The organism is Dietzia sp. NPDC055343, from assembly GCF_053645265.1.
Window position 1 is genome coordinate 156,407 of the sequence record NZ_JBSHMJ010000001.1, and the last position, 25,857, is coordinate 182,263.

The following is a 25,857-nucleotide window of genomic DNA, read 5'->3' on the forward strand; positions in this document are numbered from 1 at the left end:
ACCGGTCACCGTCGCCCGGCGGGAGCGTCACCGCGGTACGGCGTCAGACCAGTCGGACGGCCATCGGGCTGATGCCGGCCATACGGACGGGTGAGATCTTGACGACGTCGCCGGACTGCGGTGCCTCGACCATCTTCCCGTCGCCGAGGTAGAGGGCGACGTGCCCGGGCCAGAACAGCATGTCGCCGCGCTTGCGATCGGCCACGGGAACCTGCGGTCCCGCGGTGTACTGGTAGCCGGTGTAGTGCGGCAGCGCCTTCCCGACACCTGCGAACGCGTAGATCATCAGTCCGGAGCAGTCGAAGCCGACCTTGTTGTAGTCCCCGTGACTGTCCGCCACGCCGCCGTCGCGGATGCCCTTGGTGGGGCCGTTGGCGTCGCCGCCGCCCCAGGCGTAGGTCACGCCGAGCTGTGACAGCGCACGGTTGACGACGGTCTCCACGCGGGCCGAGCTCGACGGTGTGCCGGCGTCGACGCCGCCATTGCCCTGGCCCGGCCTGGTCGGGGCGGCCGGACCGTCGGCGAGTGAGCCGAAGTCGGCCGCGCTGATAGCGTCGGCGACCTGCTGGACGATGGCCTCGGTGTCGCCGTTGATGCCGGCGTCCACGGCTGCCCCGACACTGCCGGCGTCGATCGCCCCGCCCGCAGCACGGGTGAGCTCATCCGAGGACCCGCCGGCGAACTGCCGGATGGCGCCGAGATCGAGGTGGGAGGGCAGGGCAAAGGCGATGTCAGCCGCCTGCCGGCCGGCTTCGGGCTGGTCGGCGAGCGCACGGACGGCATGTTCGCGCATCGCGGTCTCGTCGACGGTGACCTCGTTCGCGCCGCCTGTGGCGGGCCCCGCCGGGGACGCCCCGGCGGCGGCGAGTGCGGTCTGCTGTTCTTCGAGGTCGCGGGTGAGCTGCTCGACCTCCGATTCGAGGGTGGTGACCTCGCTCGAGACCGACGTGACCTGGGCCGCTGCGCCGTCACGGCGAGCCGAGGCGTCGTCGTATCGCTGCGCTGCCGCCTCCCGGGCGCCGAGCGCTTCACTCTCCCTGCGGGCGGCCTCATCGGCGGCGGCGACCATGTCGCCCACCACGCTCCGCTGATCGGCTGCTGCCCGCTGCAGGTACTCCTGGCGGAGGCCGGCGTCGGCCGGGTCGCCGGGGTCGAGTAGCGCTGATGCGGCGCCAGGGGCGGTGCCCTGGCGGTGCAGGAGCCGCGAGTAGTCGTCCAGGGTTCCGCGCGCCGACTCGACACCCGACTCGGCCTTCTCGCGTTCGGTCACGGTGCGGTCGGCATCCGCGATGGCGCGATCGAGTTCGACGCGGGCCATCTGCAGATCGACCAGCGATTTGTTGACGTCCTCGCGCGCGACGGCGATCCCCTCGCGTTTCGCATCGAGACGAGCTGTGGCGTCGGCGACCGCACGGATCAGACCACTGATGTCACCCGGGGCGACCCGGGTGGCTTCCTGGGCGGTGGCGACAGGTCCCTGGACGACGGCGGTGCCGGTCGCCAGGACGAGAGCCGCGGCGACGGCGGCGCGCCCGGGCGCACGGCCGGGGCTTCTACGGTTGCGCACCCCACGGGTGCGCCGCGACGAATGGTCGGGCTCCACGTTTCACCTTCCGCTGACCGCACCGGGGTGCGGCGTCTCGCGCGGCCCGTTCGACGGGTCGCGTGCCCGAGTCGGTGGAGGACGTCCCGTGATGCCTTCCCCTGCGCCACTGGAGTCACAACCGGCTCGGTAGAACCTATGGTTCCTTAAGCACCGTAGGTCACAGCGAGCACATGTGAAACATCAGGCGGCAAAATACACTGCTGTAACTTGAAAAACCGGTTTCGCGGCGGCGTGTCGCCGTGGATGTGGTACCGATGGCCTCGCCTCCGATGGCGGGCGAGACGCGGCGGGGCGGCGGTGGAGCGGCCGGTCGTGAACGCGGAGGTGAGACGTGCTCCGGGTGGGTCAGCGGCGTCGGCGGCGCAGGACCGTGGCGAACGCGATCACGGCCACGATGGCAAGGACGAGGGTGATCGCGGTGAGTGCACCCCAGGGCGGGGCGGGGGCGGCGACTTTGTGGGCGAAGACCGATGCCGAGGCGACCGGATCGAACTCCTCCCATGCGTCGTCCTGCCCTGCCTCGAGGCGGTGGCGCGGGATCGTGTCGCTGGAACTGCCCACGAATGCCGGCGTCCGGACGAAGATGGTGCCCTCGAACTCCTCGTTGAGGAACGCCGCCAGATCCCTGGCGTCGGTGTATACGGCGGCGGGCGCCTCGGTGTAGACGACCTTCAGGTCGAGGCCGCGCTCGGCCGCGTCGTCCACCACGGTGCGGAGCCCGTCGACGAACGGCTCCGGCGCGGCCACCCCGTCGTCCGCGAGGTCGGCGACGACGGCCTGGTAGTCGAGCCAGTACGGGACCTCGCCCAACTGCAACGACAACAGGGGCTCGTCCACATAGGCGAGGGTCGTCACGGCGTCATCGGGGTCGTCCACGTCGGACATGGTGCCACCTCGTCGTCGTCGTCCGGGAGAGCACGCGCCGAACGGCGTCAGATCCGGTACCGCTCCCCACGTTCGGGCGTGCCGGGCGCTAAACAGGACGGGCGTACTGCTAAATTGGTGGTCGCAGACCGGGCAGAGGGTCCACAATGGATCCTGTGTCCGACCCGGCGTCGCCCGAAGTACGACACAGGCGACACCGGGAGGGATGACTAACCGACATTCACACCACGAGTGGAGCTGACGTGACAGCAAGCATTGACAGCTTTGGCGCCAAGGGGACCCTTGAGGTCGGCGGCGAGGCCTACGAGATCTACCGCCTCTCGGCGGTCGAGGGAGCCGAGAAGCTCCCCTATTCCCTCAAGGTACTGACGGAGAACCTCCTTCGTACCGAGGACGGCGCCAACGTCACCAAGGCGCACATCGAGGCGCTCGCCGGCTGGGATCCGAGCGCCGAACCCGACACGGAGATCCAGTTCACGCCGGCGCGCGTGATCATGCAGGACTTCACCGGCGTGCCGTGCATCGTCGACCTGGCCACCATGCGTGAGGCCGTCGAGACCCTCGGTGGCGACCCGAACAAGGTCAACCCGCTGGCGCCCGCCGAGATGGTCATCGACCACTCGGTGATCATCGAGTCGTTCGGCGGACCGAACTCCTTCGAGAAGAACGTCGAGATCGAGTACCAGCGCAACGAGGAGCGGTACCAGTTCCTGCGATGGGGCCAGGGCGCCTTCGACGACTTCAAGGTCGTCCCCCCGGGGACCGGCATCGTCCACCAGGTCAACATCGAGTACCTCGCCCGCTCGGTTATGGTGCGGGGCGGCCAGGCGTACCCGGACACCTGTGTCGGCACCGACTCGCACACGACCATGGAGAACGGGCTCGGCGTGCTCGGCTGGGGCGTCGGCGGCATCGAGGCCGAGGCCGCCATGCTGGGCCAGCCCATCTCGATGCTCATCCCGCGCGTCGTGGGCTTCAAGCTCACCGGCTCGATCAAGCCGGGCGTCACCGCGACCGACGTGGTGCTCACCATCACCGAGATGCTGCGCAAGCACGGTGTGGTGGGCAAGTTCGTGGAGTTCTACGGTGCGGGTGTCGCGGCCGTGCCGCTCGCCAACCGCGCCACCATCGGCAACATGAGCCCGGAGTTCGGTTCGACCTGTGCCATGTTCCCGATCGACGGCGAGACCATCGACTACCTGCGCCTGACCGGTCGCGACGAGGAGCAGCTCGCCCTCGTGGAGGCCTATGCCAAGGAGCAGGGCATGTGGCTCGACCCCGAGGGCACCGAGCCGGTGTTCTCCGAGTACCTCGAGCTGGACCTGGGCGAGGTCGTGCCGTCCATCGCCGGCCCCAAGCGCCCGCAGGACCGCATCGAGCTGTCCGACTCCAAGAGCGCGTTCCGCAAGGACATCCACAACTACGTCCACAGCGGCAGCGGGAACGACGACGTCCGCGACATGGTCGCCGAGGGCGGGGCCACCCCGCCCGTCCCCCACGGCGCCAAGCTGTCCTTCGCGGACGACGGTTCCGTGCGAGCCGACGCCTCCGTCGGGTCCGACGGCCGCCCCTCGCTGCCCGTGCCGGTCACGGTCGACGGCGGCAATGAGATGATCCTGGACCACGGCATCGTCACGATCGCCTCGATCACCTCGTGCACCAACACCTCCAACCCGTCGGTCATGATCGGCGCCGGTCTCCTCGCGCGCAAGGCCCACGAGAAGGGCCTCACCGCCAAGCCGTGGGTCAAGACGTCCATGGCCCCGGGCTCGCAGGTCGTCACCGAGTACTACGAGCGCGCCGGCCTGTGGCCCGACCTCGAGGCGCTCGGCTTCTACCTGGTCGGCTACGGCTGCACCACCTGCATCGGCAACTCGGGCCCGCTGCCGGAGGAGATCTCGTCGGCGATCCAGGAATACGACCTCACCGCCACCGCGGTGCTGTCCGGTAACCGCAACTTCGAGGGCCGGATCAACCAGGACGTCAAGATGAACTACCTGGCGTCCCCGCCCCTGGTCATCGCGTACGCGATCGCCGGCACGATGGACTTCGACTTCGAGGCCGACGCCCTGGGCAACGACAAGGACGGCAACCCCGTCTACCTCAAGGACATCTGGCCCTCCTCCGAGGAGATCGAGTCGACCATCAAGGCCTCCATCTCCTCCAAGGAGTACACGGAGAAGTACGCCGACGTGTTCGCCGGTGACGAGCGCTGGCGTGGCCTGAGCACTCCGGACGGCAAGACCTTCGAGTGGGACGACAAGTCGACCTACGTGCGCAAGGCCCCGTTCTTCGACGGCATGGAGATGGAGCCGGACCCGGTCTCGGACATCAAGGGCGCACGCGTCCTGGCCAAGCTCGGCGACTCGGTCACCACCGACCACATCTCGCCGGCCTCGACCATCAAGCCGGGTACCCCGGCTGCGCAGTACCTCGACGCGAACGGCGTGGAGCGGAAGGACTACAACTCCTTCGGTTCGCGTCGTGGCAACCACGAGGTCATGATCCGCGGTACCTTCGCCAACATCCGTCTGCAGAACCAGCTGCTGGACGGTGTGTCGGGCGGCTACACCCGGGACTTCACCCAGGAGGGCTCGCCGCAGGCGTTCATCTACGATGCCGCCCAGAACTACGCGGCGCAGGACATCCCGCTCGTCGTGCTCGGCGGCAAGGAGTACGGCACCGGTTCGTCCCGTGACTGGGCCGCCAAGGGCACCCGTCTGCTCGGCGTGCGTGCCGTGATCACCGAGTCGTTCGAGCGTATCCACCGCTCCAACCTCATCGGCATGGGCGTCATCCCGCTGCAGTTCCCCGAGGGCGAGTCGCACGAGACCCTCGGCCTCGACGGCACCGAGTCGTTCGACATCTCGGGCATCGAGGAGCTGAACAACGGCACCACGCCCGAGACGGTCAAGGTCGTCGCCACCAAGCAGGACGGCGGAACCGTCGAGTTCGACGCCAAGGTGCGCATCGACACCCCGGGCGAGGCGGACTACTACCGCAACGGCGGCATCCTGCAGTACGTGCTGCGCAACATGATCAAGGGCTGATCCCCTCTCACATCGACGGCGGTGTGTGGTCGACCTGCTCGATGCGGGGCGACTGCGCACCGCCGCGGTGTATCTGAAGGAAGGTGACTGACATTGCCCAGGGTCAGCCAGGACCACATCGACGCACGACGTCGCCAGATCCTGTCCGGGGCGCGCGGGTGCTTTGCGGAGTACGGGTTCGAGGGTGCCACCGTGCGCCGGCTGGAGGAGGCCACCGGGATGAGCCGGGGCGCGATCTTCCACCACTTCGACGACAAGGACGCGCTCTTCCTCGCGCTGGCGGACGACGACGCCGCGGCGATGGCCGCCACCGTCGCCGAGCAGGGGCTGGTCCAGGTGATGCGGGAGATCCTCACCGACCCGCTGGAGTTCTCCTGGCTGGGCACCCGGCTGGAGATCGCCCGGCGGATCCGCACCGACCCCGAGTTCCGCGAGCGCTGGACGGACCGTCAGGCGGAGGTCGATGCCGCGATCGTCGCCCGGCTCCGAGAGCAGAAGGCCTCGGGCCGTATGCGCACCGATATCCCCGCCGACGTGCTGCGGGTCTATCTCGACATCGTGTTGGACGGCCTCATCACCCACCTGGCCACCGGGCGCGGCACCGACCATGTGGCCGAGATGCTGGATCTGGTGGAGGCGTCGCTCCGTGTCACCCGCGACTGAGCGGTCGGCGTAGGTTGGGGTGCATGAGCACCACGGAGTCGCAGATCCCCACCATCCTCCTCGACGACGGGCGCGCGATCCCGCAGTTGGGGTTCGGCACGTTCCAGGTCCCGCCCGAGGACACGGAGAGGGTGGTGTCCCACGCGCTCGAGGCCGGGTACCGGCACCTCGACACCGCGCAGATGTACGGCAACGAGGAGGGAGTGGGGCGCGCTATCGCGGCCTCGGGGCTGGAGCGCGGGGATCTGTGGGTCACGACCAAGCTCAACAACCCGTTCCACGAGAGAAATGCCGCGCGCGGGGCCACCGAACGTTCTCTGGAGGCCCTCGGCGGTCGCATCGACCTGTACCTGGTGCACTGGCCGCTGGCCATGCACGGGGATGTCGCCCGGGTCTGGGAGGTCATGGAGGAGATCAGGGCCGACCTTCCCGTCGACTCGGTCGGTGTCTCCAACTTCACGGACGCGAACCTCGCAAGGCTGGCGGAGGCCGGCCTGAGTACGCCGGTCGTCGACCAGATCGAGTCCAACCCCTACTTCGTCAACGACGAGCTGCGGGAATCCTGCGCCGCCCGCGGGATCGCGGTGGAGGCCTGGAGCCCGCTGGCCCAGGGCACGGTGTTCGGTGATCCCCAGCTCGAGGCGCTGGCACGACAAGTCGGTCGCAGCGTCTCACAGGTGGTCCTGCGCTGGACCGTGCAGCGCGGTGACATCGTCTTTCCCAAGTCCTCTGATCCGGCACGGATGCGCGAGAACCTCGAGGTGTTCGATTTCGAGCTGACCGAGGAACAGATGGCCTCGATCTCGTCGTTGCACAACGGGTCCCGATCGGGCCCGGACCCGGACTCCTTCGACTGGCGCGGCTGAGCCCGGCGAGGGGTGACGAATCGCGCTCGCCGGGGCCGCGGAGCGGCCTAGAGTCATGCCATGCCCACCTCCGATGCGGGCGCGCCCGGCCACGCGCCGCCGGACCGCTCCACGACCGCGCCCGTGCTGGCCGCCTACGCGGCGGGCAGCCTGGGCACCGGGGCGTTCGGCACGCTGCCCGGGCTGGTGTTGGCGTACTACCTCACCGATTCGATCGGGGTCGCCGCGGCGCTGGCCTCGGTTCTGGTGCTGGTTCCCAAGCTGATCGACGTTCTGGCGTACCCGCTCATCGGCGCGCTCTCCGATCGGGCCTCGCACCGCACCGGTTTCCGCACGGGGCTGATGCTGTTCGGGGCACTGGCGCTACCGCTGCTGTTCATCGCCACGTTCTCGGCGCCGGCGGACTGGAGCACGGGTGCCGCCGGCCTGTGGGTGATGGGTTTCTTTCTCGCGGCATCGCTGGCGTACTCGTGCTTCCAGGTGCCGTATCTGGCGCTGCCGGCCGAACTGACCGACGACTCCGCCCGTCGCGTGACGCTGCTGGCCTGGCGTGTGGCCGTGCTGGCGGCGGCGATCCTCGTCTCCGGCGGAGGCGGCCCGGCACTGAGGGACGCCGCGGGTGGTGGCGCGCGCGGATATGTGGTGATGGCGATCGGTGTCGCCGCCCTGATGTTGCTCGGGATGCTGTGGTCCACGTTCGTCGCAGGTCGCCGCACGATCATGCGTGCCGACGCCCCCGCCCGGAATCTCGCCTTCGCCTATCGTGACGGGATCGACGCGCTGCGGGTGACCCGGCCGTTCCGACTGCTGGTCGCGGTGTTCTGCCTGCAGGCGGTGGCCACGGCGGTGATGCTCGCAGGTGGGCAGTACGTGGCCACGTATGTACTCGGAGACGAGTCCGCGCTGACGGGTCTGTTCCTGGCGCTGGTCGGTCCCGCGCTGGTGGTGATGCCCTTGTGGACCCGTCTGGCACACGCGCGGGGGAAGGTGCGGGCGCTCGCAGCGTCGACCGGACTGTTCACCGTGGCCGCGCTGTTGTTGATCCCCGCCGGGATCGCGCCCGGGGCGTGGGTGCACGTTCCGGTGGCGCTGGCGGGAGTCGCCTACGCGGGGATGCAGGCCCTACCGATGTCGATGCTGCCCGACGCGACCGACCTCGACCGTGCGTTGGGTGGTCGGCGACGAAGTGGCGCCATGAGCGGACTGTGGACCGCATCCGAGACCGGATCGATGGCACTGGGCCCGGTTCTCGTACTCGCATTGCTGGCAGTCGGTGGCTTCCGTTCCGGCGGGGTGGACGAACAGCCGGGGTCGGCGGTCTGGGCGATAGTGCTCGCCTTCTCGCTGGTTCCCGCGTTGCTGGCGGGTGCGAGCCTGCTGATGATCCGTGCGCTGGGTAACTCCTACCCCCGATGGACGGAGAGAGCATGAGTTCAGATTCCCTGACCACCCGGGTCATCGACCGCGGCGAACACGCGCTGGCGCGACTGGCGGCCTTTCGGGAGCAGGATCCACCGACCACCGGCGGGCGGGTTCTCTCCTACGTATACGACTCGGGTCTGCCGGAGTTGGACGACCTCGCGATCCGGGCCGCGCGCCTGGCTCACGGCGTGAACGGGCTGGACCCCACTGTCTTCGCATCGGTCGCGCACATCCACAAAGGGATCGTCGCGCGAATCCGAGAGCTTCTCAACGGCGATGACGGAGTCTTCGGCACGGTGACCTCGGGAGGGACCGAGAGTTGCCTCCTGGCGTGCCTCGCTGCCCGCGAGGTCATGGGCCGTGCCCCCGGGGACGGTGGGACGATCGTCGCGCCGGTGAGCGTGCATGCCGCATTCAGGAAGGCCGCGCACCTGCTGGGCCTGCGATTCAAAGGCGTCGAGGTGGACCCGCGCAGTGGCCGAGCCGCGGCAGCGAACCTCCTCGCGGCCGTCGACGAGGACACGGTGCTCGTCGTGTGCTCGGCTCCCGCCTATCCCAGCGGCGTGATCGATCCCGTCGCGGAGGTGGCGGCCGGACTCGAGGCAGCCCATGACGCCCGGATCGGTCTGCACGTGGACGCGTGCCTCGGCGGCCTGGTGCTCCCCCACTGGCCGGCCCCGCCTGGACGGACGGCGCCGGCGTGGGATCTACGTCTGAAGAGGGTCACCAGCATCTCTGCGGACCTGCACAAGTACGGGTTCGCACCCAAGGGAAGCTCGGTGCTGTTGTCCCGGGGAAGGGCACGGCACCGTGCCTCGTGGTTCGCCACCGTCGACTGGCCGGGGTACCCGGTCGTCAACCCCACCCTGGCCGGGTCCAAGCCTCTCGAACCCGCGGCGGCGGCGTGGGTCGTGATGGAGGCACTCGGCGAGGAGGGGCAGTGCGAACTGGTGGCGCGCACGGCCCGGGCCACCGATGAACTCCTGGAAGGGCTGGGCGCCATCGAGGGGCTGGCCATCCTGGATCGCGACCCCGGTCCGATCATCGCGGTCGCGATCGACGAATCGGTTCCCGACGATCGACGCGTTCATCCTCACCTGTGGGCGGACGCGTGCGGGCGTCTCGGCATAGCCGTGCAGGCGCAACCGGCGTTCCGTCAGGAGCGGGGCACGTTGCCGTCGTCGTCGCACCTGACCATCACCCCCGTGACCCACCGGATGGTCGAGGAGATCCTCCGGGTCGCGGTCGCGGCGGCGGACGACGTCCGCGGCCTGGCGGCCCCCACCCCACCGCCGGGGTTGGCCGGCGTCCTGGACGCCCTCGAATCCGGGGACCTCTCCTCGGCGGACGTGCTCGCACTGCCCGAGGACGACGTCCACGCGATGATCGTCGATGTTCTGACCGGTGACGACGATGACGAGGCCGGGATGGCGACACTGATCGCCGCGATCGAGCGCCTCCCTGACGAGGTCGGGTCGCGGCTCGTCCGCGCCTATCTCGCGGCTGTCACGGAGACGTGACAATGCGACCCGCGCATCGCGGAGGAGGGCTCGACGGCCGGTTCAGTGATGGCCGAACAAGGCGAGGGCGAGCAGGATCAGACCGACGATCACCATGATCACCACCGCGACGAGCCGCGAATCCCACGCCAGCATCCGGTCGTACGTCGCCGTGACCTTCCGCGTGGCGGCGGGGAAACGCGACCACACCCAGGCCAAGAGGACGAAAGGTGCGATCAGCGACATGAGGAAGACGGCGTAGACAAGGAGTCTGAGCACGGGATCGGAGCTGACGCTCTCGACTGCCCGCCCGACCAGATAGGCGATCGGCAGGGTGGTGAACCCCACCACAGACGAGGTGGCTCCGAGAACGAACAAGCTGGTGGCCTTGGAGTTCTTATGAGAATCGGGAGCCGGGTGGGGCGTCGGACCGGACGCTCCCGCGGCGCCGTCGCGAGCTGTCGGGGCAGAGGCAGGGGCGGGCGCCAGACGAGCCCATACGGCGATCGCACCCGCGGCAACCAGAACGATCACGCCGACGACCAGGTCGACCGCCCGATCCTCCACCACGTCGTCCGCACGATGCTGGACCCGCGAGACCAGGTTCGCGGGATTGAAACCGTGGACGACCAACACCAGAACCGTCGCCCCGGTCATCACCCCGGCAAGCAGCGCGGCGAGTCCGGACCGGACACCCCGGCCACGCGCCAGCGTGTCGGCGGTGGCCCCGTAGAGCACCGGATTCATACCCAGGGCGAGTCCCAGACCGACGAGCGTCGGTACAGCGGCGAACCAGGTCGTCACGTGCGTCATCTGCGCTCGCTCCCTTCAGGGGCGGTTGACACTCAAGGCGGAAGTGGACCCGCCGGTTCACAGTTAACCTAAGCGCATCAAACCCCACGTCGAGAGGTCGGCAATGCGCGTACTCGTCACCAGCTCCAGGAACACCTTCGCCCTGGACATCATCCGCAAGCTCGGAAGTCGTGGCCACACGGTCGTGGCCGCGGACACCTACGGCGGTGCGTCGGGCAGCCACTCGAAGTACCTCGCGGGTCATGCGGTGACGGCCTCTCCCCGATACGACACCGATCAGTTCATCGCGGATGTGAACAAGATCGTCGCGGAGTACGACATCGATCTGATCATCCCGACGTTCGAAGAGGCGTTCTACCTCGCCGCCCGGGCGGCGGACCTGCCCGAGAGCGTGACACTGTTCGCCGGGAAGTTCGCGAAGCTCGCACGACTGCACGACAAGGCCAGTTTCCAGCGACTGGTGGAGGAAGCGGGTGTGCCGATCCCCGAGACGATCGTAGCGACGGATCACGACTCGCTGACGGCCGCCATCGCCAAATATCCCCGCTACTTCGCCCGGGCGGCGTTCTCACGTGGCGGTGTCGCCCTCCTGACGAACACCGGGCCGCTGGCCGGGAAGATGACCGTGGAGGAGTGCCACCCGACCGAGGATCAGCCCTGGCTGGTCCAGCCGTTCGTGGACGGCCCGATGGTCTGCACCTACAGCACCGTCGTCAACGGCCGGGTGACCTCGCAGTGCACCTATCGGGCGCCGGAACAGTGGGCGCACAGTACCGGGATCGCGTTCCTGGCCGTGGACAGCACCGACACCCTCGATTACACGCAGCGCATCATCGACGCGCTCGATCCGACTTTCACGGGTCAGCTCTCGTTCGACTTCGTGGACAACGACGGTCAGCTCTACGCGATCGAATGCAACCCCCGTCCGACCAACGGCGTGATCCTCCTGGAAGCGGACCAGTTGGAGCAGACACTCACCGGAGAGAATGCGGAGACGTTCGTCGTCGAGCCCGGCGTGGAGCGCCAGATCAGCCTGGCAGTGCTCGCCGATGCGTTCGCCGAGCCGCTCAAGCACCTGCCGATCTCGCTACACGACCTGACCCACGTGAAGAACGTGGGCGCCGGGTGGCACGACTCCATCGCGATGATGTGGAGCCCCGCCACCCTCGTCCACGGCGCCAAGCTCAGTCGCGGCCAGCACGAGGCCGTGCTCGAGGCGTTGGGCGACGACATCGTGTGGAACGGTGAGCCGATCAGCGGGATGACCGACGAGGACGCGGCCCTGCTCGAGGACGTTCACGAACAGAGGGTCTGACGATCTCCTCGATTCCTGCCACGGTCATCCCCCACCGAGGATCGGTGCGGGGATGACCGTGCGGAGCGGCTTTCTGCGCGCGTTGACAGCGCGAACTACGGGCCTCGACCGGGTCAGACGCCCGGCGGACGAGAACGGCCCCGCCTTCGATCTGGCCTATGTCCGAGTCGGTCCGCGGAACGGAGCGCCCCCGCTGGTCGTGGTGCCCGGAGGGCCCGGGCTCGGATCGGTGGTGCCCTACCGGTCGTTCCGACGGCGGGCCGCGAGCCTCGGACATGACGTGATCATGATCGAGCACCGCGGTGTCGGACTGTCCCGGGTCGACCCCACCGGCCGGGACCTGCCGATGTCGGCGATGTGGATCCGGGCGGTCGTCGACGACATCGCCGCCGTCCTGGATCGCGAGTCGGTTGAGTCGGCGCTGCTGGTCGGGTCGTCCTACGGCAGCTACCTCGCGTCGAGCTTCGGTGCGCTGCACCCCGATCGTGTTGCCGGCATGGTGTTGGATTCGGCATTGCAGTCAGCGGCGGACATCGACGTCGAGCGGAGAGCGGTCAGATCGCTGTTCTGGGACGCCGACACCGACATCGCCGCGGACATCCGGCGGCTGCACGCCGACGGGGTGGGCGGGCGCGAGCTCCTCGACGTCTCCCGCGCCGCATACGAACTCGGCGGGCCGGACCTATTGGGCCCGCTGCTCCGTTCGCAGGTTCGTCGTCGCAGCGGTGTGGCGTGGCGGACTGTGGAAGCCTACGCCTCCCGGGGCGAGTCGATCGTCCACGTCCCCGGTGTCTACGAGTTCGACCTCGTCGGGGCGATCGGGTTCCGCGAACTGGGGTACGGGGCCGAGGCGGACGGACTGCCGCTGGATCCGGCGCTCACCTACGCGCTGCTCGCGCCAAGGTTCCCGACCTTCGAGGCGGAGCCTCTGAACCTGCAGTCCGCAGCCACCGGATTCACCTGGCCGATAGTGCTTCTCACCGGTGATCGGGACCTGCGCACTCCTCCCGCGATCGCCGAGCGGGTGGCGTCGGCAGCCCCGGACACGACGCTGGTTCACATCGAGAACGGCCACAGCGCGCTGGAGACCCACCCCGAGGCCTTGCTCGCGGTGGCCGGGTCGCTGGCCGCAGGGACACACACGCAGCTTGAGCAGCAGGCGCGGACTTTGAACCGGCTCCCTCGCCGGGGGCTCGCCGCACGATCTCCGGCGCTTCTCGCAGCAATGGTCCGGGCAGGCTTGTGAGACGGTGGCTTGATCACATCGCCGGCGGCCCGCGCCGAGCTGGCCAGCGCATACCCGCCGGCCGGATCGCGGTGACCGGGCTAGCTGTGATGTCCAGGGAGGTTGGTCAGTCGGGTGACCGGTGGCTGGCCTCCGAGGGCGGAGTGGGCTCGGTGGTGATTGTAGAAGTGCAGCCAGGACGGTAGTCGTGAGTTGCGGGCTTCGGTGGAGTCGTAGAAGCGGGCGTAGGCCCAGCCGTCGCCGAGGGTGCGGTGGAATCGCTCGATCTTGCCGTTGGTCTGGGGCCGGTAGGGCCGGGTGCGCTTGTGGGTGATTCCTAGGTTCGTGCAGGCCTTGCGCCAATCATGAGAAATGTAGGCCGAGCCGTTGTCGGAGAGCACCCGCTCTACGGTGACGCCTCGGTTGGCGAACCAGGCCACCGCGCGTTCAAGGACGCCGACGGCCGTGGCGCCTTTTTCGTCGGTGTGGATCTCGGCGTAGGCCACGCGGGAGTAGTCGTCGATGACGGTGTGCACGTATGCGGTCCCGATTTTGGGCCTGTATTGACGTCCTCGTTCGCCGGTGCGGTGGGCCGTGGCTCTGGCGTTCTTTCCGCCCTGTGGCCGGCCGACGAAGCGGTGGCCGCCACCGTCGGGAATGTTGGCGAACTTGGTGACATCGACATGGATCAGTGAGCCGGGCCGCTGGTGTTCGTAGCGGCGCAGGGGTTCACCGGTGACCCGGTCGATTCGCGAGAGTCGGTTGATCCGGCAGCGCACGAGTACCGCGTGCACGGTCGAGGCCGGGATGCCGAGCCGGCCGCCGATCTGGATCGGACCGAGTCGGTTTCGCCAGCGCAGTCGCACGATCTTGCGCACCAACTCAGGGCGGGTGCGGTTCGGACTCGTGCGGGGCTTGGAGCTGCGGTCGGCCATGCCAGCTGGGCCTTCGGACCGGTATCGGTCAGCCCATTTCTTAGCCGTGCGGGGCGCGACCATGAACATTTTTGCTGCCGCGGCGTAGGTCCATTTGTCGTCGACGATCAGCTTTGCCAACCGCAAACGGGTACGCGGGGTCAAGGTCGCGTTAGCGTGGGACACGAAGGCCTCCTGGTTTGTGAAGCGAAGAACTAGACAGCTCCACTTCACAACCGGAGGCCTTCACCTGTCAGCCGAACTCACCAACCCGAGTCGGGACAACCTCCCTGGACATCACAGCTAGAAGGCGTAACGCCCCCGGACGTGATGTCCGGGGGCGCGCGACGCTTGAGACGTTCGCGGTGTCAGACGAACACCGCGATGATCACGTTGAGGATGCCGAGAAGGCCCGCAGACATCGCCAGAGTGCCGGTGCTGCCCGGAGCCTTGGCCTCCTTCTTGGTGCCGACGATGGCGAGCACCAGGATGACGATCGCGATGACCAGCTTGATGCCGATCTTCATGTGATTGATGTCGGCATCGTTCATCTCGTTCAGGCCCACGAGGATGAGGCCGGTGACGACCTGAAGGATGGAGCCGTGGAGAATTGCCTTGTTGACCGCGGGCGCCTTCATCGTGGCCATCCAGCCACCGATGATGCCGGCGAGACCGACGAAGTGAAGGATGAGAACTATCTTGATGGCGATGTCCATATAGCGGATTGTCTCAGGCTAGGTCAGCATCTCCTCTGGTAAGGGTCACCTTACGGTGTGGTGTCCGTCGCGCGCGTCGCTGGGGAGTGCCGCCACCGGCCGGTGGGAGTCGCTCACGACGTGCTGGTTCACCGAGCCGAGGAGCAGCCCCTTAACGACGCCACCGCCGCAGCTGACCACCGATTAACGACTGACTCTGCGGTCGCCCGGATCCCCCGTCGTCACTTTCGTAGGCCGCCGCGGGCTCTCCCACTCGGGATCGAGGCCAGGACTGAGTACGGAGAGTCGACCCACTGGTTCGACTACAATTCGGCGCCCATTGATCACGCCAGTTCGACGATCTCCGTAAACTCCTGGGCTTCACACGTTCTCGATGCCGTGGGGCAGGGTGGTGACCCGTTCCGCTCGAGCGCCCCGGTAACGCTCGGGTCGAGGTCGCCGTCAGAACTGTCCGCCTTCGATCTCCTGCCGGCTGGGGGGATCATCCGAGTCCCAGATCTGAGAGTAGATTTCCGAAACCAGAGGCCAGAGCTCTCGGATGCCGGTTTCGAGTGAGTCGATGAGGTCAATCCCCGGGCCGAACGCAACTATCTCGTGAGGAATGATGCGCCCGGCGGCGTCACTTCGCTGGAGTGGATCGGGGAACCGTACGGCGATCGCATCTGTGGAGCGATGGAACGCCTTCGCTGAATCGGTGTCGCCATCGAACGCCCGCTCATACGCGGCCAGTGGGTCACCGAGGCCTGCACCAAGCAGAAAGCGGAAACCCCAGTTCACACCTCGGGTGGCCCAGATCAATCCCGGGGCGCCCTCCGAGTGAGTCGTCACTTGCGGAACAGCGCCACGTTGTCGGTGACGGACTGCTCCAAGTCGAGCTTGAACTGTGTGAGCATCGCGCGAAGATGGTCTTGCTTGGCTCGAGCCTCTGTGTTGACTTCCTTGAGTTTGGGCCCCGCGGCGGCTACGGCGGCGGCGAGGATCGGCGTCAAGTGGATGAAGACCCCGACAGCCTTGTTGGTCTTGGCAACGTTCTTGAACAGCTTCTCCACTGTCTTGAACTTCAAACCGAGGAGGGCGGCTGCGATCACGTCGGCGCCATCGGCCAGTTTGTCCACGACTTTAAGGGGGATGTCGAATTGCTGTTGCCACTGGACTCGGCGCTCCAACGGAAGAATCGATGCCAGCGGCAGGATCAAGTCCACGCCCACGCGCTGGGTCAGATCGATCTCGGACGGTTCAGACCCTCCCGGTTTCGTTTGGAATTTGGCAGACGAGAGGAGGAGGAAGTCCTCGCCGAGCGAGAGAGCCTCGGGCGTGTCGAGAAGGCCGGCGATCGTGTCGCGGAGGCTGTTGATCTCTCCCGCGGATTTCAGGATGAGGAGGTCTCGAAATTTCTCGACTGTCCAGTCGGGCAGGAGATCGGACTTGGACAATGCAAGGACCCATATCCGCGGGAACTCGACGAGTGGTCCGTCGGTAGCGAGCAGGTCGTCTTTGATTCGAAGGAGGTTCTGGCGGTAGTTGGCGAAGAGTGAGGTGAGGTAACGCTCTTCCTCGCCACGGTGATCGAGCAGCTTCTGCCCATCCACGAGGATTAGGGCCACGTCCGACTTGAGTAGGTTCTTCCATGTCTCGAGACGGCGCTGCTTCTCTTCCTCGCCGTCCGCGTCGCACTCGAACCATTCGCCTGGGTAGTCGTGCCACATGAGGCGCAATTCGTCGAACGGGCGCTTTGTGGACTCCTTCAGCCCGGTGGTCTTGAGCTTCACCGCGAATTGGTAGGTGGTGCCGCTGAATCGGTTTGTAATAGGCGTAGCTGCATTGTCTCGCAAGCCCAGATAAGTCTGGAGTAGACGGCCACCTTGACCGGCTTGGAGTGCCACAAGATCCCAGAGGTCGTTCTGGTACGCACTCTCCTGGGTGGGACCATAAAACGAGGACACCAACACCGTCTTGCCGGAGCCGGATTCTCCGAACACCGCGATGTTCTGCTCCTGGACCTTAGGGAAATTCGCCATGGCGGCAGCGTAGAGGACCCACCGCTCACCGCATCTGCAAAGGTGGGAATCGTCCCGCGACTAGGATCTGGCAAGTGGCCAGACCTTCCGCACACGCGGGAGACGCTAGTCATCTTCACCCGATCCGCGCCGAGGAGACCCGCTCACCGTGCTTCAGAACTCCCCCCGCTGGAAAGAGGTCTCCCGCTCGGCCTTCGAGCACGAGAAGCAGGGCCTGGCGTTGCTCGCCAACGCGGTGCCGGACTCGGAGCCGTACCGGGTGTGGGCCAACTTCGAGTTCCAGGACTCCCACGGCCAGTGGCACGAGGTTGACGCGCTGGTGGTGGGCCAGTCACGCATCCACCTGCTCGAGCTGAAGTCGTACCACGGGCGGATCGGCGGCGACGAGCACCGCTGGGTGACTGACCGCAATGGCCGCGTGGACACCATGCGCTCACCGATGGTGGCCACGCGTCGCAAGGCGCAGCGGTTCAAGTCGAAGCTCGAGCAGGAGATCAGCCGGATCGCGCGCGATCAGCAGGAGGACCCGCACATCCGACAGGTCGCCGCCGCGGTCGGTCGCCTGCCGTGGATCCAGGAGGCGGTGTTCCTTCACGATCCCGGGGTCGTCTCGCACTTGCCGGCGGACGGGGCACACAACATCTTCGGGGTGGACCCGGCGGACTTCCCCGGCCGGGAGGTCCGGACCAACCTGCAGCCGATCGCCGACCGGATCCAGGAGCCGGTGGGGCGCGAGCGCATTAGCGAAGCGATGAGCATGCTCATCGCCCTGGCAATGCGCAGAATCGCGGGTATCACCGTCCGCGACCACCTGGCGGGGTCGTACCTCCTGCACGACCGCATCGACTCCCCCGATCCGCGCTTCCACGAGTGGGAGGGTGAGCACCGCGAGACCCACGAGCCCATCCGGGCGCGCGTGCTCAACGTCGAGGCGGCCGCCACCGAGGGCGAGCGAATGCGCATGCGCCGGACGCTGCGCCGGGAGTACGAGTTGCTGTCCGGCCTGGGCAACGAGCACATCGTGGCCCCCCGCTCGATGGAGACGCTGCGCGGAACCTCGGACGAGGTGGTCATCTACCCAGCGCTGCCGGACCACCGCCCGCTGGACGTCGCGCTGCCGGGGGCCAAGCTCTCGGCGCGGGAGCGGGTGGAGATCGTCCGCCAGGTGGCGGACGCGCTGCTCTACGCCCACCGGCATCAGGTGGCGCACCGAGGGCTCGATCCCACCACGGTGCTGCTCAACACCGAGCTGCTCTCCACCCGGCCCGTGGACGGGTACGGACGCATCGAGGTGAAGGTCGACGGTTGGTCCGGGGCGGGCGCGGCCGAGGCCTCGGGAACTGTCCTGGGGGCCACAGGCTCGGCAACGTCGGTGCCGGGCGACGAGCTCGCGGGCCGCGTCTACCTCGCACCGGAGGCGGCGGGCGTCTACACGCCGGACCGAATGGCGGCCGATCTGTTCTCCCTCGGTGCGCTGGCCTACTACGTCCTCACCGGCGGCCAGGCCCCGGCCACGGACCGCTCCTCGCTGCTCGACCGGCTGGAGCGCGACCGCGGCCTGGACATGTCGGCGGTGACGAGCGAGTTCGATCAGGGCCTGCGCGCGCTCGTCATGGACGCCACTTCGGCGACGGTCGACACGCGCAACACCAAGTTCGGGGTCTCGGATTCCACACAGGGACTCTCCCCGGTGATCGGCTTCGAGCGGCGCCTGGCAGAGGCCGCACGACCGGCCACTCCGCAGCCCGCCGCCGAGCAGATGGACGCGCTGCGCCCGATGATCGACGGAGTGCTCGAGGGCCGGTTCGTCATCAAGAAGGTCCTGGGCTCGGGGTCCACGGCGGTGGGCCTGCAGGTGGAGGATCTGACCGACGATTCCGGTCCGCCCACCAAGGTCCTCAAGGTGGCGCGGGACGAGCGCGCCGCGGAGCGCTTGGCCGCGGAGTCGGAGGTCTTGCGCTCGCTCGGCCAGGGGCTGCCGGCCAAGTACTCCTCTCTGTTCGTAGCGCTGCTCGAGGGCCCGATGGTCGTCCATGACCGGCGCACGTGCCTGGTGCTCACGGACTGCGGGGAGGTCTCACTGGCTAGCATGCTGCAGCTCGGCCGGATCTCCCAGGACCGGTTCTGGAAGTTCGCCATCAACCTGGCGGACATGCTTGTCGCTCTGGAGGCGGCGGGGGTCGCGCACCGGGACATCAAACCCGCCAACCTCGGGATCGTGGGGCGCGGGCGCGGCCAGCACCTGGCCCTGTTCGACTTCTCCGCCTCCCGCGAGTCCCTGCAGCACACCCAGGTGGGTACGGGCGTGTACCGCGATCCGTTCCTGGGCCGGCGGTCGAGGCAGATCGCCGACTCCTCGGCCGAGCGTTATTCGGCCGGCGTGGTGTTGTTCGAGATGGCGACTGGTGAGACTCCGACGTATGGGGACGGGGTGAGCGAGCCCTCTCTTACCGACGGTCACGTGGTGATCCCGGCGGAGGTGATGCCGCCCGAGTGGAGCCAGGACGTGGTGGAGCAGATGACGGGGATCTTCACCCGTCTGCTCGATGGGGACAGCGGGGCGCGGTTCGGCTCGGCGCAGGAGTTCCGCGAGGCGCTCGCGGCCGTCGCGGCGTCGGTCAACGCGGGTGACGGGGGGACGACGACGAGGGAGCCGGTCACTCCCCGCGATACCCCCACTCCCGTGACAGCCGTCGCTCTCCCGACGTTGGCGGAGCTGGCGGAGGAACTCCTGCGAGCTGCGGGTGGTTCGCGCACCTCCGATTACCGGCTCGTGCGGACGATCCTCGGGCGGGGTGAGGGCGCGCCGGAGGATCCGTTCCAGGCCATGTCGCGGTATGCGGAGCCACTGCGGCTCAGTGCCGGCAGGATCCCGCAGCTCACCGGCAAGTTCCCGGCACTGTGGCAATCCTCCCCGGTGCTCACCGCGGCATTCGAGGAGATCCGGGCCGCCACCCGACGGGAGATCGTGCGCCGTGGCGGGGTGGCGAGTATCCGGCAGATCGCCGGGGCGATGGAGCAGAGTTTCCCCGTGGAGCGGGGGCACCGCGATTCCGAGCGCCTGCGCTTGGGCGTGCTGCGGATGTTTGACCTGGGCCTGCACCGCGCTGACGCCGCTGGCGGGTCCGAAGTGGAGCTGTTGCGCCGCGGTCGCTCCGCCCGGGTGATCGGGATGAGCGTGCACCCCGAGTGGGCGCGTCCCCTGGTGGCCGAACTTAACCGTGCGGCGCACGATCTGCTCGCCGAGCCGGGAGTGCGGCACGTTCCGGCGGACCTCGTTCACGCGGAGCTGAGTCAGGCGGCCCGGTCGGTGCTCTCGGACGCCGCCGACGCGGAGTCTCGAATCGATCCCCTCACGCTGGCGGAGCTGGCGGTGGCCGGCGACGACGAGTTGGCGCTTACCGCCACGGGCGACCTGTACTCCACCGCGATGGAGCTGCCCGAGCTGCTCGCGTTGACGCTGCCGCGGGCGGCCAGCCAGTTCGACCTGGGCCTGCTCAAGGACCTCATTCGCGCCCGCTTCCCGGAGCTTCGCACCCGGGAGCCGAGGCGTGAGGACGTGGAGGCGGTGCTGGCCGAGCACATGCCGGGGATGGGGTGGGACCCGCAGCACCGGGATTTCCGCTACCCGCAGCAGGCGACCGGCCTGAGCATGGTGCACACCCGGACTCCGTCCGCGTTGGTCACCGACCGCTCCGCGACCGAGGATCCTCTGATCGAGCAACTGGCGCGCGCGGCCTCGAGCCCGGGGTTCGTGTCCGTCTCGGTTCCCTACGGCCGTGGAGACGAGGTAGCGGGCAAGCTGGCCGAGCGACTGGGCGCCGAGGTGGTGGACCTATCCGCCGAGGTTCTCGCCAGCGTGGACTCTCTGCTCGAGACCAGCGGCCAGCTGGACAAGCGCGGGGATTTCCTGCGGTTGCCGCCCGAGCAGGTGCGCGGCGTCATGGAGGCCAACGTCACGACCGTCCTCGACAACGTCGATGCCACGGACGGCGCAGCGTTGGTCCTCACGGAAGCTTCGCTGCTCGCCGAGTACTCACAGCTATCCCAGCTCGGGCGGTGGACGGATCTCACCGCTCCCCCGTGCCGGCCGGTGGTGTTGGTGACGGGCCGCGCCAAGGACGCCCCGGGCCAGCCAGACCAGGTGGATGGACGCCCACTCCCGATCACCAGCGACTCGCAGCTGGTGAGCGTGTAAGCAAGGATCTATTTCCGCTTGCCCAGCGAAGGTGCTCCGCCGGACCGCACGTCGAGTACCCCCACTACGTTGTCCGGGCCACGCCTGATCTGGCGACGTCGCTCCAGGTACGCATCCAGTAGGAAGGCCAGCTCGAGCTCGGACGGCGCGGACTTCCGGCGACGCATCGCTATGGCGCCCTGAAGCTCCTTGAGGCCTTCTTTTCGGAGACGGGCCCTTTTTCTGGCGCGCGCGTCGTAGCGCACTCCCTGATTGATGAGGAAGTTGATGTCCGCGTCGCATTCGGCGATAGCGTTCCGGACGCCTTTCGCGGTCGGGTCGCTGCAATGCTTCAAGAGCTTCCGGACCCTGATCCTGGCGGCCTCGATGCGGCCGCGTTCTTTCGCGGGGAGCGACTGCAGACGTTTCGTATCGGCTGCGGAGTCGGGAACCACCGAGATGCGCCCGCCGGCCTTCGGAGAGCCCTTTCCCGTCCCGCCGGCCGCCGCGGCCTGGCGATCTCGGGCCTCACGGACCGACCTCTTGATTGCCTTCTTGCTCTTCTGAGCGACCGCGCATTTGGCCACGAGCGCTCGGATTCGCGAACTGTCTGCGGGGACGCCGTCCTCGATGAGAGTAGCGATCCGGGCATCGATCGCGGCGATGGCGCGTTGGCGCTCCTCGTCGGTGTTCATGTCGGAAACACTATCCGGGTCTCGCCGCTCTCACGTGCTTCGTAGGATAGTGTAGGGACTCGCAACGCGCGGGTCCGTGTGTGTGAAAGGCCAGGTGCCAGGTGGCGGGTAGGCGGCGGAAGTCGGCGGAGCAGCAGACGCTCACGGATGCGTTGCAGCCAATGGTCCGGGATCTCGTCGACGATATGCGTGCTCGACTCGCTGCCGATAAGGACAAGACGGCGGAGTGGAAGACCACCCACGCGGCGCTCAAGGAATCCCAGCGCACCGGTGCCACGTGGGCAGACTGGCAGGAAGATCAGCTGACCCAGGCGGCGGTCGGGTGGGTGCTCACGAGTGTCTTCGTGCGGTTCTGCGAGGATAACGACCTGCTGGGGGCGCACCAACGCTGGATCAGCGGTCCGGATGCGGACGGGCGTCGGCGGGCGGTGGATGAGCAGGACCGATTCTTCTCGGCGAACCTAGATCAGAGCTTCCGTGGCTATCTGCGTCATGCGTTCTCCCAACTCGAGCGCTCCCCTGCGGCGGCACCCTTGGTGGGCGAGCACGCCGGAATTCACATCGCCGAGCCGAGTGACGACGCTGCGCAGCGTCTGGTGGAGTTCTGGCGGCAGCCCGATGCCGAGAATGCGACTGTCTGGTCCCTGCGCGATCTGGCATTGGATACGCGTTTCCTGGGCGACATGTATCAGGACTTGTCGGAGTACGCCAAGAAGAAGTACGCGCTACTGCAGACACCGGAATTCGTCGAGGAGTTCATCCTCGATCGCACGCTGACCCCGGCGCTGAAGGAGCGCTCACCCAGGCTTCCGTCGGTCGATGCAGAGGGTCGGACGGGGCCCGTGGACTTCAAAATCATCGATCCCACTTGCGGATCGGGGCACTTCCTCCTCGGTGCATTCGGGCGGATGCTCGCTTACTGGAGGGCCGAGGCTCCCGGGATGGAGCAAACCGAACAAGTACGTCTGGCGCTGTCCTCCATTCATGGGGTGGACATCAACCCGTTCGCGGTGGCGATCGCCCAATTCCGGCTCATGGTGGCAGCACTCCGAGCGACCGGCGGGTCGAGTCTGCTCAATGTGCCCGAACTGCCGCTGCAGGTGTATGCGGGTGACTCGCTGTTGTGGAGCGAGGATTCGGCCGGGCAATCCGGATTCGACTACGGCGATCTCACCGTCGATCCGGACGCCCTCGCCAGCGGCACCCACTTGACCACCGAGGACGTGGCGGCGCTGCGGCGGACGCTGGCGCGGGATCAGTACGACGTAGTGGTGGGCAATCCGCCGTACATCACGGTGAAGGACAAGGTCCTCAATCAGCGGTATCGGGAGCTGTACGGATACTGCAAGGGCACGTACGCGCTAACGGTGCCGTTTATGGAGCAGTTCCACTCGTTGGCCAAATCGGGCACTCTCGATCCATCTCGGGCGGGGTGGATCGGGCAGATCACGTCGAACTCATTCATGGCGCGCGAGTTCGGTGTGCCGCTTATCGAAGAGTTCTTCCCGCGGGTTGATCTTCTCGAAGTGATTGATACCTCTGGCGCGTACATCCCTGGGCATGGCACCCCGACGGTGACGCTCGTGTCGCGGAATCGCCGGCCGAACGCGGCAACCGTCCGCGCTGTACTAGGTATTCAGGGAGAGCCTGGGGCTCCCGAAGATCCGGCACAGGGCCTGGTGTGGCGCAGCATCGTCGGACACGTTGATTCTCCGCACTTTGAAGACCAGTGGATTAGCGTGGACAACTTGCCGCGTGACACGCTCTCGTCGCATCCTTGGTCCCTAGCGGGAGGGTATGCCCCAACTGTTTCTCGAAAGCTACAGGCGAGTTCGAGGGCCCTCTCGGTAATTAGTGATCAGATTGGTTGCACGGCAATTCCTGGGGAGGAAGAGGCGTTTTCGGCGGACCTTTCCTATATGAAGCGGAATTCGATAAGCCATTATCGGCAAATGGTGGATGGCTTTGAGGTTAGGGACTTCATTGCCTCTCCTGCCAGATTTGCCGTCTTTCCATATGACGACAACTTTAGGCACCTCGAAGATCTCGCAATAAAGCAGATACTGTGGCCTTCAAGGAGAATTCTGCAACGACGAAAGAGATTCGGAACTCCAGTCGAAGAACTGACAAACATCTACTGGTGGGAATTTCGTGAATTGTATCCCGCAAAACTTCGCGGGGTCTACAGGATTTGTTTTTCAGAAATTGCTACACATAACCACTTCGTGTTGGATCGTGGTGGGGAGGTGTTCAAGCAGACCGCCCCGGTGATCAAGTTGCAGGAGGGGGCGAGCGAGGACGAGCATCTCGAGTTGTTGGGGGTGTTAAACTCGTCGACGGCCTGCTTCTGGCTCAAGCAGAACAGCCATGGAAAAGGCAATGGCGGAGTTAATGAGGGTTACCGGGGGGACTCCTGGGAGGAGTTCTACCAATTTACGAGCACGACGCTGAAAGACTTTCCGCTTCCCGCGGGTTCAACGCTGGAGCGTGCTCGGCGCATCGATCAGCTTGCGCAGGAGTTGGCGGCGGTCGAGCCCGCTGCGCTTCTCGAGGGGGCAGCACCGTCGGCTGAGCTGTTCGCCCGCGGCGAGGTGGAGTGGGAACGAATTCGTGGGCTGATGATCGCGGAGCAGGAGGAGCTCGACTGGCAGGTGTACCACCTGTATGGGTTCACCGACTCCGACCTGTCGCTGCCGTTGGGTGAAGTCCCAGAGTTGAAGCTGGGCGAGAGGGCCTTCGAGATCGCCCTAGCTCGCAGGGTGCAGGCCAGCGAGGCCGAGACGGCGTGGTTCGAGCGCCACCGCTCGACGCCGGTCATCGAGATCCCGGAGCACCTGCCGTCCGGGTATCGGGACGCGGTGCAGCGGCGCCTGGACCTGATCGCCGAGGATCGTTCGCTGGAACTGCTGGAGCGTCCCGAGTACAAGCGGCGCTGGTCTTCCGTGCCGTGGGCCGACCGGGTCCGATCGGCACTCGAGTCCTGGATCTTGGACAGGCTGGAGAACCCGGAGCTGTGGAAGGACCCCAACGGGTATCCGCAGCCTCAATCGGTGCGTCAGCTGGCCGCGAAGGTCGACACCGATCCGAGGCTGAGCGGTGTGGCCGAGGCGCTGGAGCTGTGGTCGGCCAAGAGGCAGGCCGGCGTGCTCACCAACCTGGTGGCGCTGTTGGCGGACGAGGCCGTGCCGTACCTGGCCACGCTCCGGCTCAAGGACTCGGGCTTGCGCAAGTTTGCCGAATGGCAGGTCACCTGGGACGCCCAGCGCGCCGAGGACCGCGGTGAGATCACGACCGCGCAGGTTCCGGTGCCACCCAAGTACACCTCCGCAGACTTTCGCAAAGCTTCCTACTGGCAGGCTCGCGGCAAGCTCGACGTGCCCAAGGAACGGTTCATCGCCTACCCCGGTGCCTCGGGTCCGAACGACCCCACCGCGATGCTGGGCTGGGCCGGCTGGGACCACGCCGAACAGGGCATCGCCCTGGTGTCGCTGTACGACGATCGCAAAGATGACACCGACCCCGCCCAGCTCATCCCGCTCGTCGCCGGGCTGGCCGAGCTTATGCCGTGGATCCGCCAGTGGCACTCGGGCATGGACGCCCACTCCGGAATCGACTGGGCCGACTATCTCGGCGGACAGCTCACATCGCTCGCAGAGCGCACCGGCGTCGCGATTGCCGACCTGCCCGACTGGCGCCCCGCACCCGCGACCCGCGGCCGCAGGCGCGTCGCAGCCGCAGCTACTACACCCGGTTTCGACAATTAGAAAGCGCAGTCACAGGAGGGGCGAGTCTGTGGTGGCAGGGTCGAGCCTTACGGGAACGGACCGTTCTCCTAATTGCTTTCACTTTGAGTGTCGATTGCGGCGACGGCGCGTTGGCGCTCCTCGTCGGTGTTCATGTCGGAAACACTATCCGGGTCTCGCCGCTCTCACGTGCTTCGTAGGATGGTGTAGGGACTCGCAACGCGCGGGTCCGTGTGTGTGAAAGGCCAGG

General features: G+C 67.1%; 17 protein-coding genes. 9 read left to right on the forward strand and 8 right to left on the reverse strand.

Features of this window, described 5'->3' with window-relative positions; all coding sequences use genetic code 11:
• Positions 1-43: 43 nt before the first annotated feature.
• Both ACWIE7_RS00770 and ACWIE7_RS00775 read right to left on the reverse strand, forming a co-directional pair.
• Positions 44-1,603 carry an NlpC/P60 family protein gene (locus ACWIE7_RS00770; RefSeq protein ID WP_454068351.1) on the reverse strand — a complete coding sequence of 520 codons (1,560 nt, stop codon included), beginning with the start codon at positions 1,601-1,603 and terminating at the stop codon, positions 44-46.
• Positions 1,604-1,951: 348 nt separating this feature from the next.
• Positions 1,952-2,491, reverse strand: coding sequence for an Rv1476 family membrane protein (locus ACWIE7_RS00775; RefSeq protein WP_452098870.1), 540 nt, complete (start codon positions 2,489-2,491; stop codon positions 1,952-1,954).
• Between the two features lie 242 nt (positions 2,492-2,733).
• On the opposite strand from ACWIE7_RS00775, the gene ACWIE7_RS00780 reads away from it, so the two are divergent.
• From ACWIE7_RS00780 to ACWIE7_RS00800, 5 genes are all read left to right on the forward strand, one after another.
• The gene (locus tag ACWIE7_RS00780; RefSeq protein WP_454058410.1) at positions 2,734-5,541 is read left to right on the forward strand and encodes an aconitate hydratase; all 2,808 of its coding nucleotides are present in this window, start codon (positions 2,734-2,736) and stop codon (positions 5,539-5,541) included.
• A gap of 93 nt (positions 5,542-5,634) precedes the next feature.
• The gene (locus tag ACWIE7_RS00785) at positions 5,635-6,204 is read left to right on the forward strand and encodes a TetR/AcrR family transcriptional regulator (protein WP_452098872.1); all 570 of its coding nucleotides are present in this window, start codon (positions 5,635-5,637) and stop codon (positions 6,202-6,204) included.
• A gap of 23 nt (positions 6,205-6,227) precedes the next feature.
• On the forward strand, positions 6,228-7,070 hold the full coding sequence (locus tag ACWIE7_RS00790) for an aldo/keto reductase (protein WP_454058412.1): 843 nt from the start codon (positions 6,228-6,230) through the stop codon (positions 7,068-7,070).
• A 60-nt stretch (positions 7,071-7,130) separates the two neighbouring features.
• Entirely contained in the window at positions 7,131-8,501 is a 1,371-nt protein-coding gene (locus ACWIE7_RS00795; protein WP_452098875.1) for an MFS transporter, read from the forward strand.
• On the forward strand, positions 8,498-10,012 hold the full coding sequence (locus tag ACWIE7_RS00800) for a pyridoxal phosphate-dependent decarboxylase family protein (protein WP_454068352.1): 1,515 nt from the start codon (positions 8,498-8,500) through the stop codon (positions 10,010-10,012). Before ACWIE7_RS00795 ends, ACWIE7_RS00800 begins: the two co-directional genes overlap by 4 nt.
• A gap of 42 nt (positions 10,013-10,054) precedes the next feature.
• Here ACWIE7_RS00800 and ACWIE7_RS00805 read toward each other — a convergent pair whose 3' ends face one another.
• On the reverse strand, positions 10,055-10,804 hold the full coding sequence (locus tag ACWIE7_RS00805) for a GAP family protein (RefSeq protein WP_454068353.1): 750 nt from the start codon (positions 10,802-10,804) through the stop codon (positions 10,055-10,057).
• A 103-nt stretch (positions 10,805-10,907) separates the two neighbouring features.
• Here ACWIE7_RS00805 and ACWIE7_RS00810 point away from each other — a divergent pair, with 103 nt between their 5' ends.
• Together ACWIE7_RS00810 and ACWIE7_RS00815 are read left to right on the forward strand one after the other, a co-directional pair.
• Positions 10,908-12,119, forward strand: coding sequence for a carbamoyl-phosphate synthase large subunit (locus ACWIE7_RS00810; RefSeq protein WP_454068354.1), 1,212 nt, complete (start codon positions 10,908-10,910; stop codon positions 12,117-12,119).
• A gap of 52 nt (positions 12,120-12,171) precedes the next feature.
• Positions 12,172-13,365 (forward strand): alpha/beta fold hydrolase, encoded by a 1,194-nt coding sequence (locus ACWIE7_RS00815; RefSeq protein ID WP_454068355.1) that lies wholly within the window; start codon positions 12,172-12,174, stop codon positions 13,363-13,365.
• A gap of 80 nt (positions 13,366-13,445) precedes the next feature.
• Here the strand turns inward: ACWIE7_RS00815 and ACWIE7_RS00820 are convergent, their stop codons facing one another.
• From ACWIE7_RS00820 to ACWIE7_RS00835, 4 genes are all read right to left on the reverse strand, one after another.
• Positions 13,446-14,444 carry an IS481 family transposase gene (locus ACWIE7_RS00820; RefSeq protein WP_454068356.1) on the reverse strand — a complete coding sequence of 333 codons (999 nt, stop codon included), beginning with the start codon at positions 14,442-14,444 and terminating at the stop codon, positions 13,446-13,448.
• A gap of 182 nt (positions 14,445-14,626) precedes the next feature.
• Positions 14,627-14,974: a hypothetical protein gene (locus ACWIE7_RS00825; RefSeq protein ID WP_454068357.1), complete on the reverse strand. Its 348-nt coding sequence runs from the start codon at positions 14,972-14,974 to the stop codon at positions 14,627-14,629.
• 441 nt (positions 14,975-15,415) lie between these two features.
• Positions 15,416-15,802: a hypothetical protein gene (locus ACWIE7_RS00830; protein WP_454068358.1), complete on the reverse strand. Its 387-nt coding sequence runs from the start codon at positions 15,800-15,802 to the stop codon at positions 15,416-15,418.
• Positions 15,799-16,992: a TRAFAC clade GTPase domain-containing protein gene (locus tag ACWIE7_RS00835; protein ID WP_454068359.1), complete on the reverse strand. Its 1,194-nt coding sequence runs from the start codon at positions 16,990-16,992 to the stop codon at positions 15,799-15,801. Before ACWIE7_RS00835 ends, ACWIE7_RS00830 begins: the two co-directional genes overlap by 4 nt.
• A gap of 148 nt (positions 16,993-17,140) precedes the next feature.
• Here ACWIE7_RS00835 and ACWIE7_RS00840 point away from each other — a divergent pair, with 148 nt between their 5' ends.
• Entirely contained in the window at positions 17,141-21,190 is a 4,050-nt protein-coding gene (locus ACWIE7_RS00840; RefSeq protein WP_454068360.1) for a protein kinase domain-containing protein, read from the forward strand.
• Between the two features lie 8 nt (positions 21,191-21,198).
• Here the strand turns inward: ACWIE7_RS00840 and ACWIE7_RS00845 are convergent, their stop codons facing one another.
• A complete protein-coding gene (locus ACWIE7_RS00845) occupies positions 21,199-21,864 on the reverse strand; it encodes a hypothetical protein (RefSeq protein WP_454068361.1) in 666 nt (221 codons plus the stop codon).
• A gap of 101 nt (positions 21,865-21,965) precedes the next feature.
• On the opposite strand from ACWIE7_RS00845, the gene pglX reads away from it, so the two are divergent.
• Positions 21,966-25,628 carry a BREX-2 system adenine-specific DNA-methyltransferase PglX gene (gene pglX / locus ACWIE7_RS00850; protein ID WP_454068362.1) on the forward strand — a complete coding sequence of 1,221 codons (3,663 nt, stop codon included), beginning with the start codon at positions 21,966-21,968 and terminating at the stop codon, positions 25,626-25,628.
• Positions 25,629-25,857: the final 229 nt, after the last annotated feature.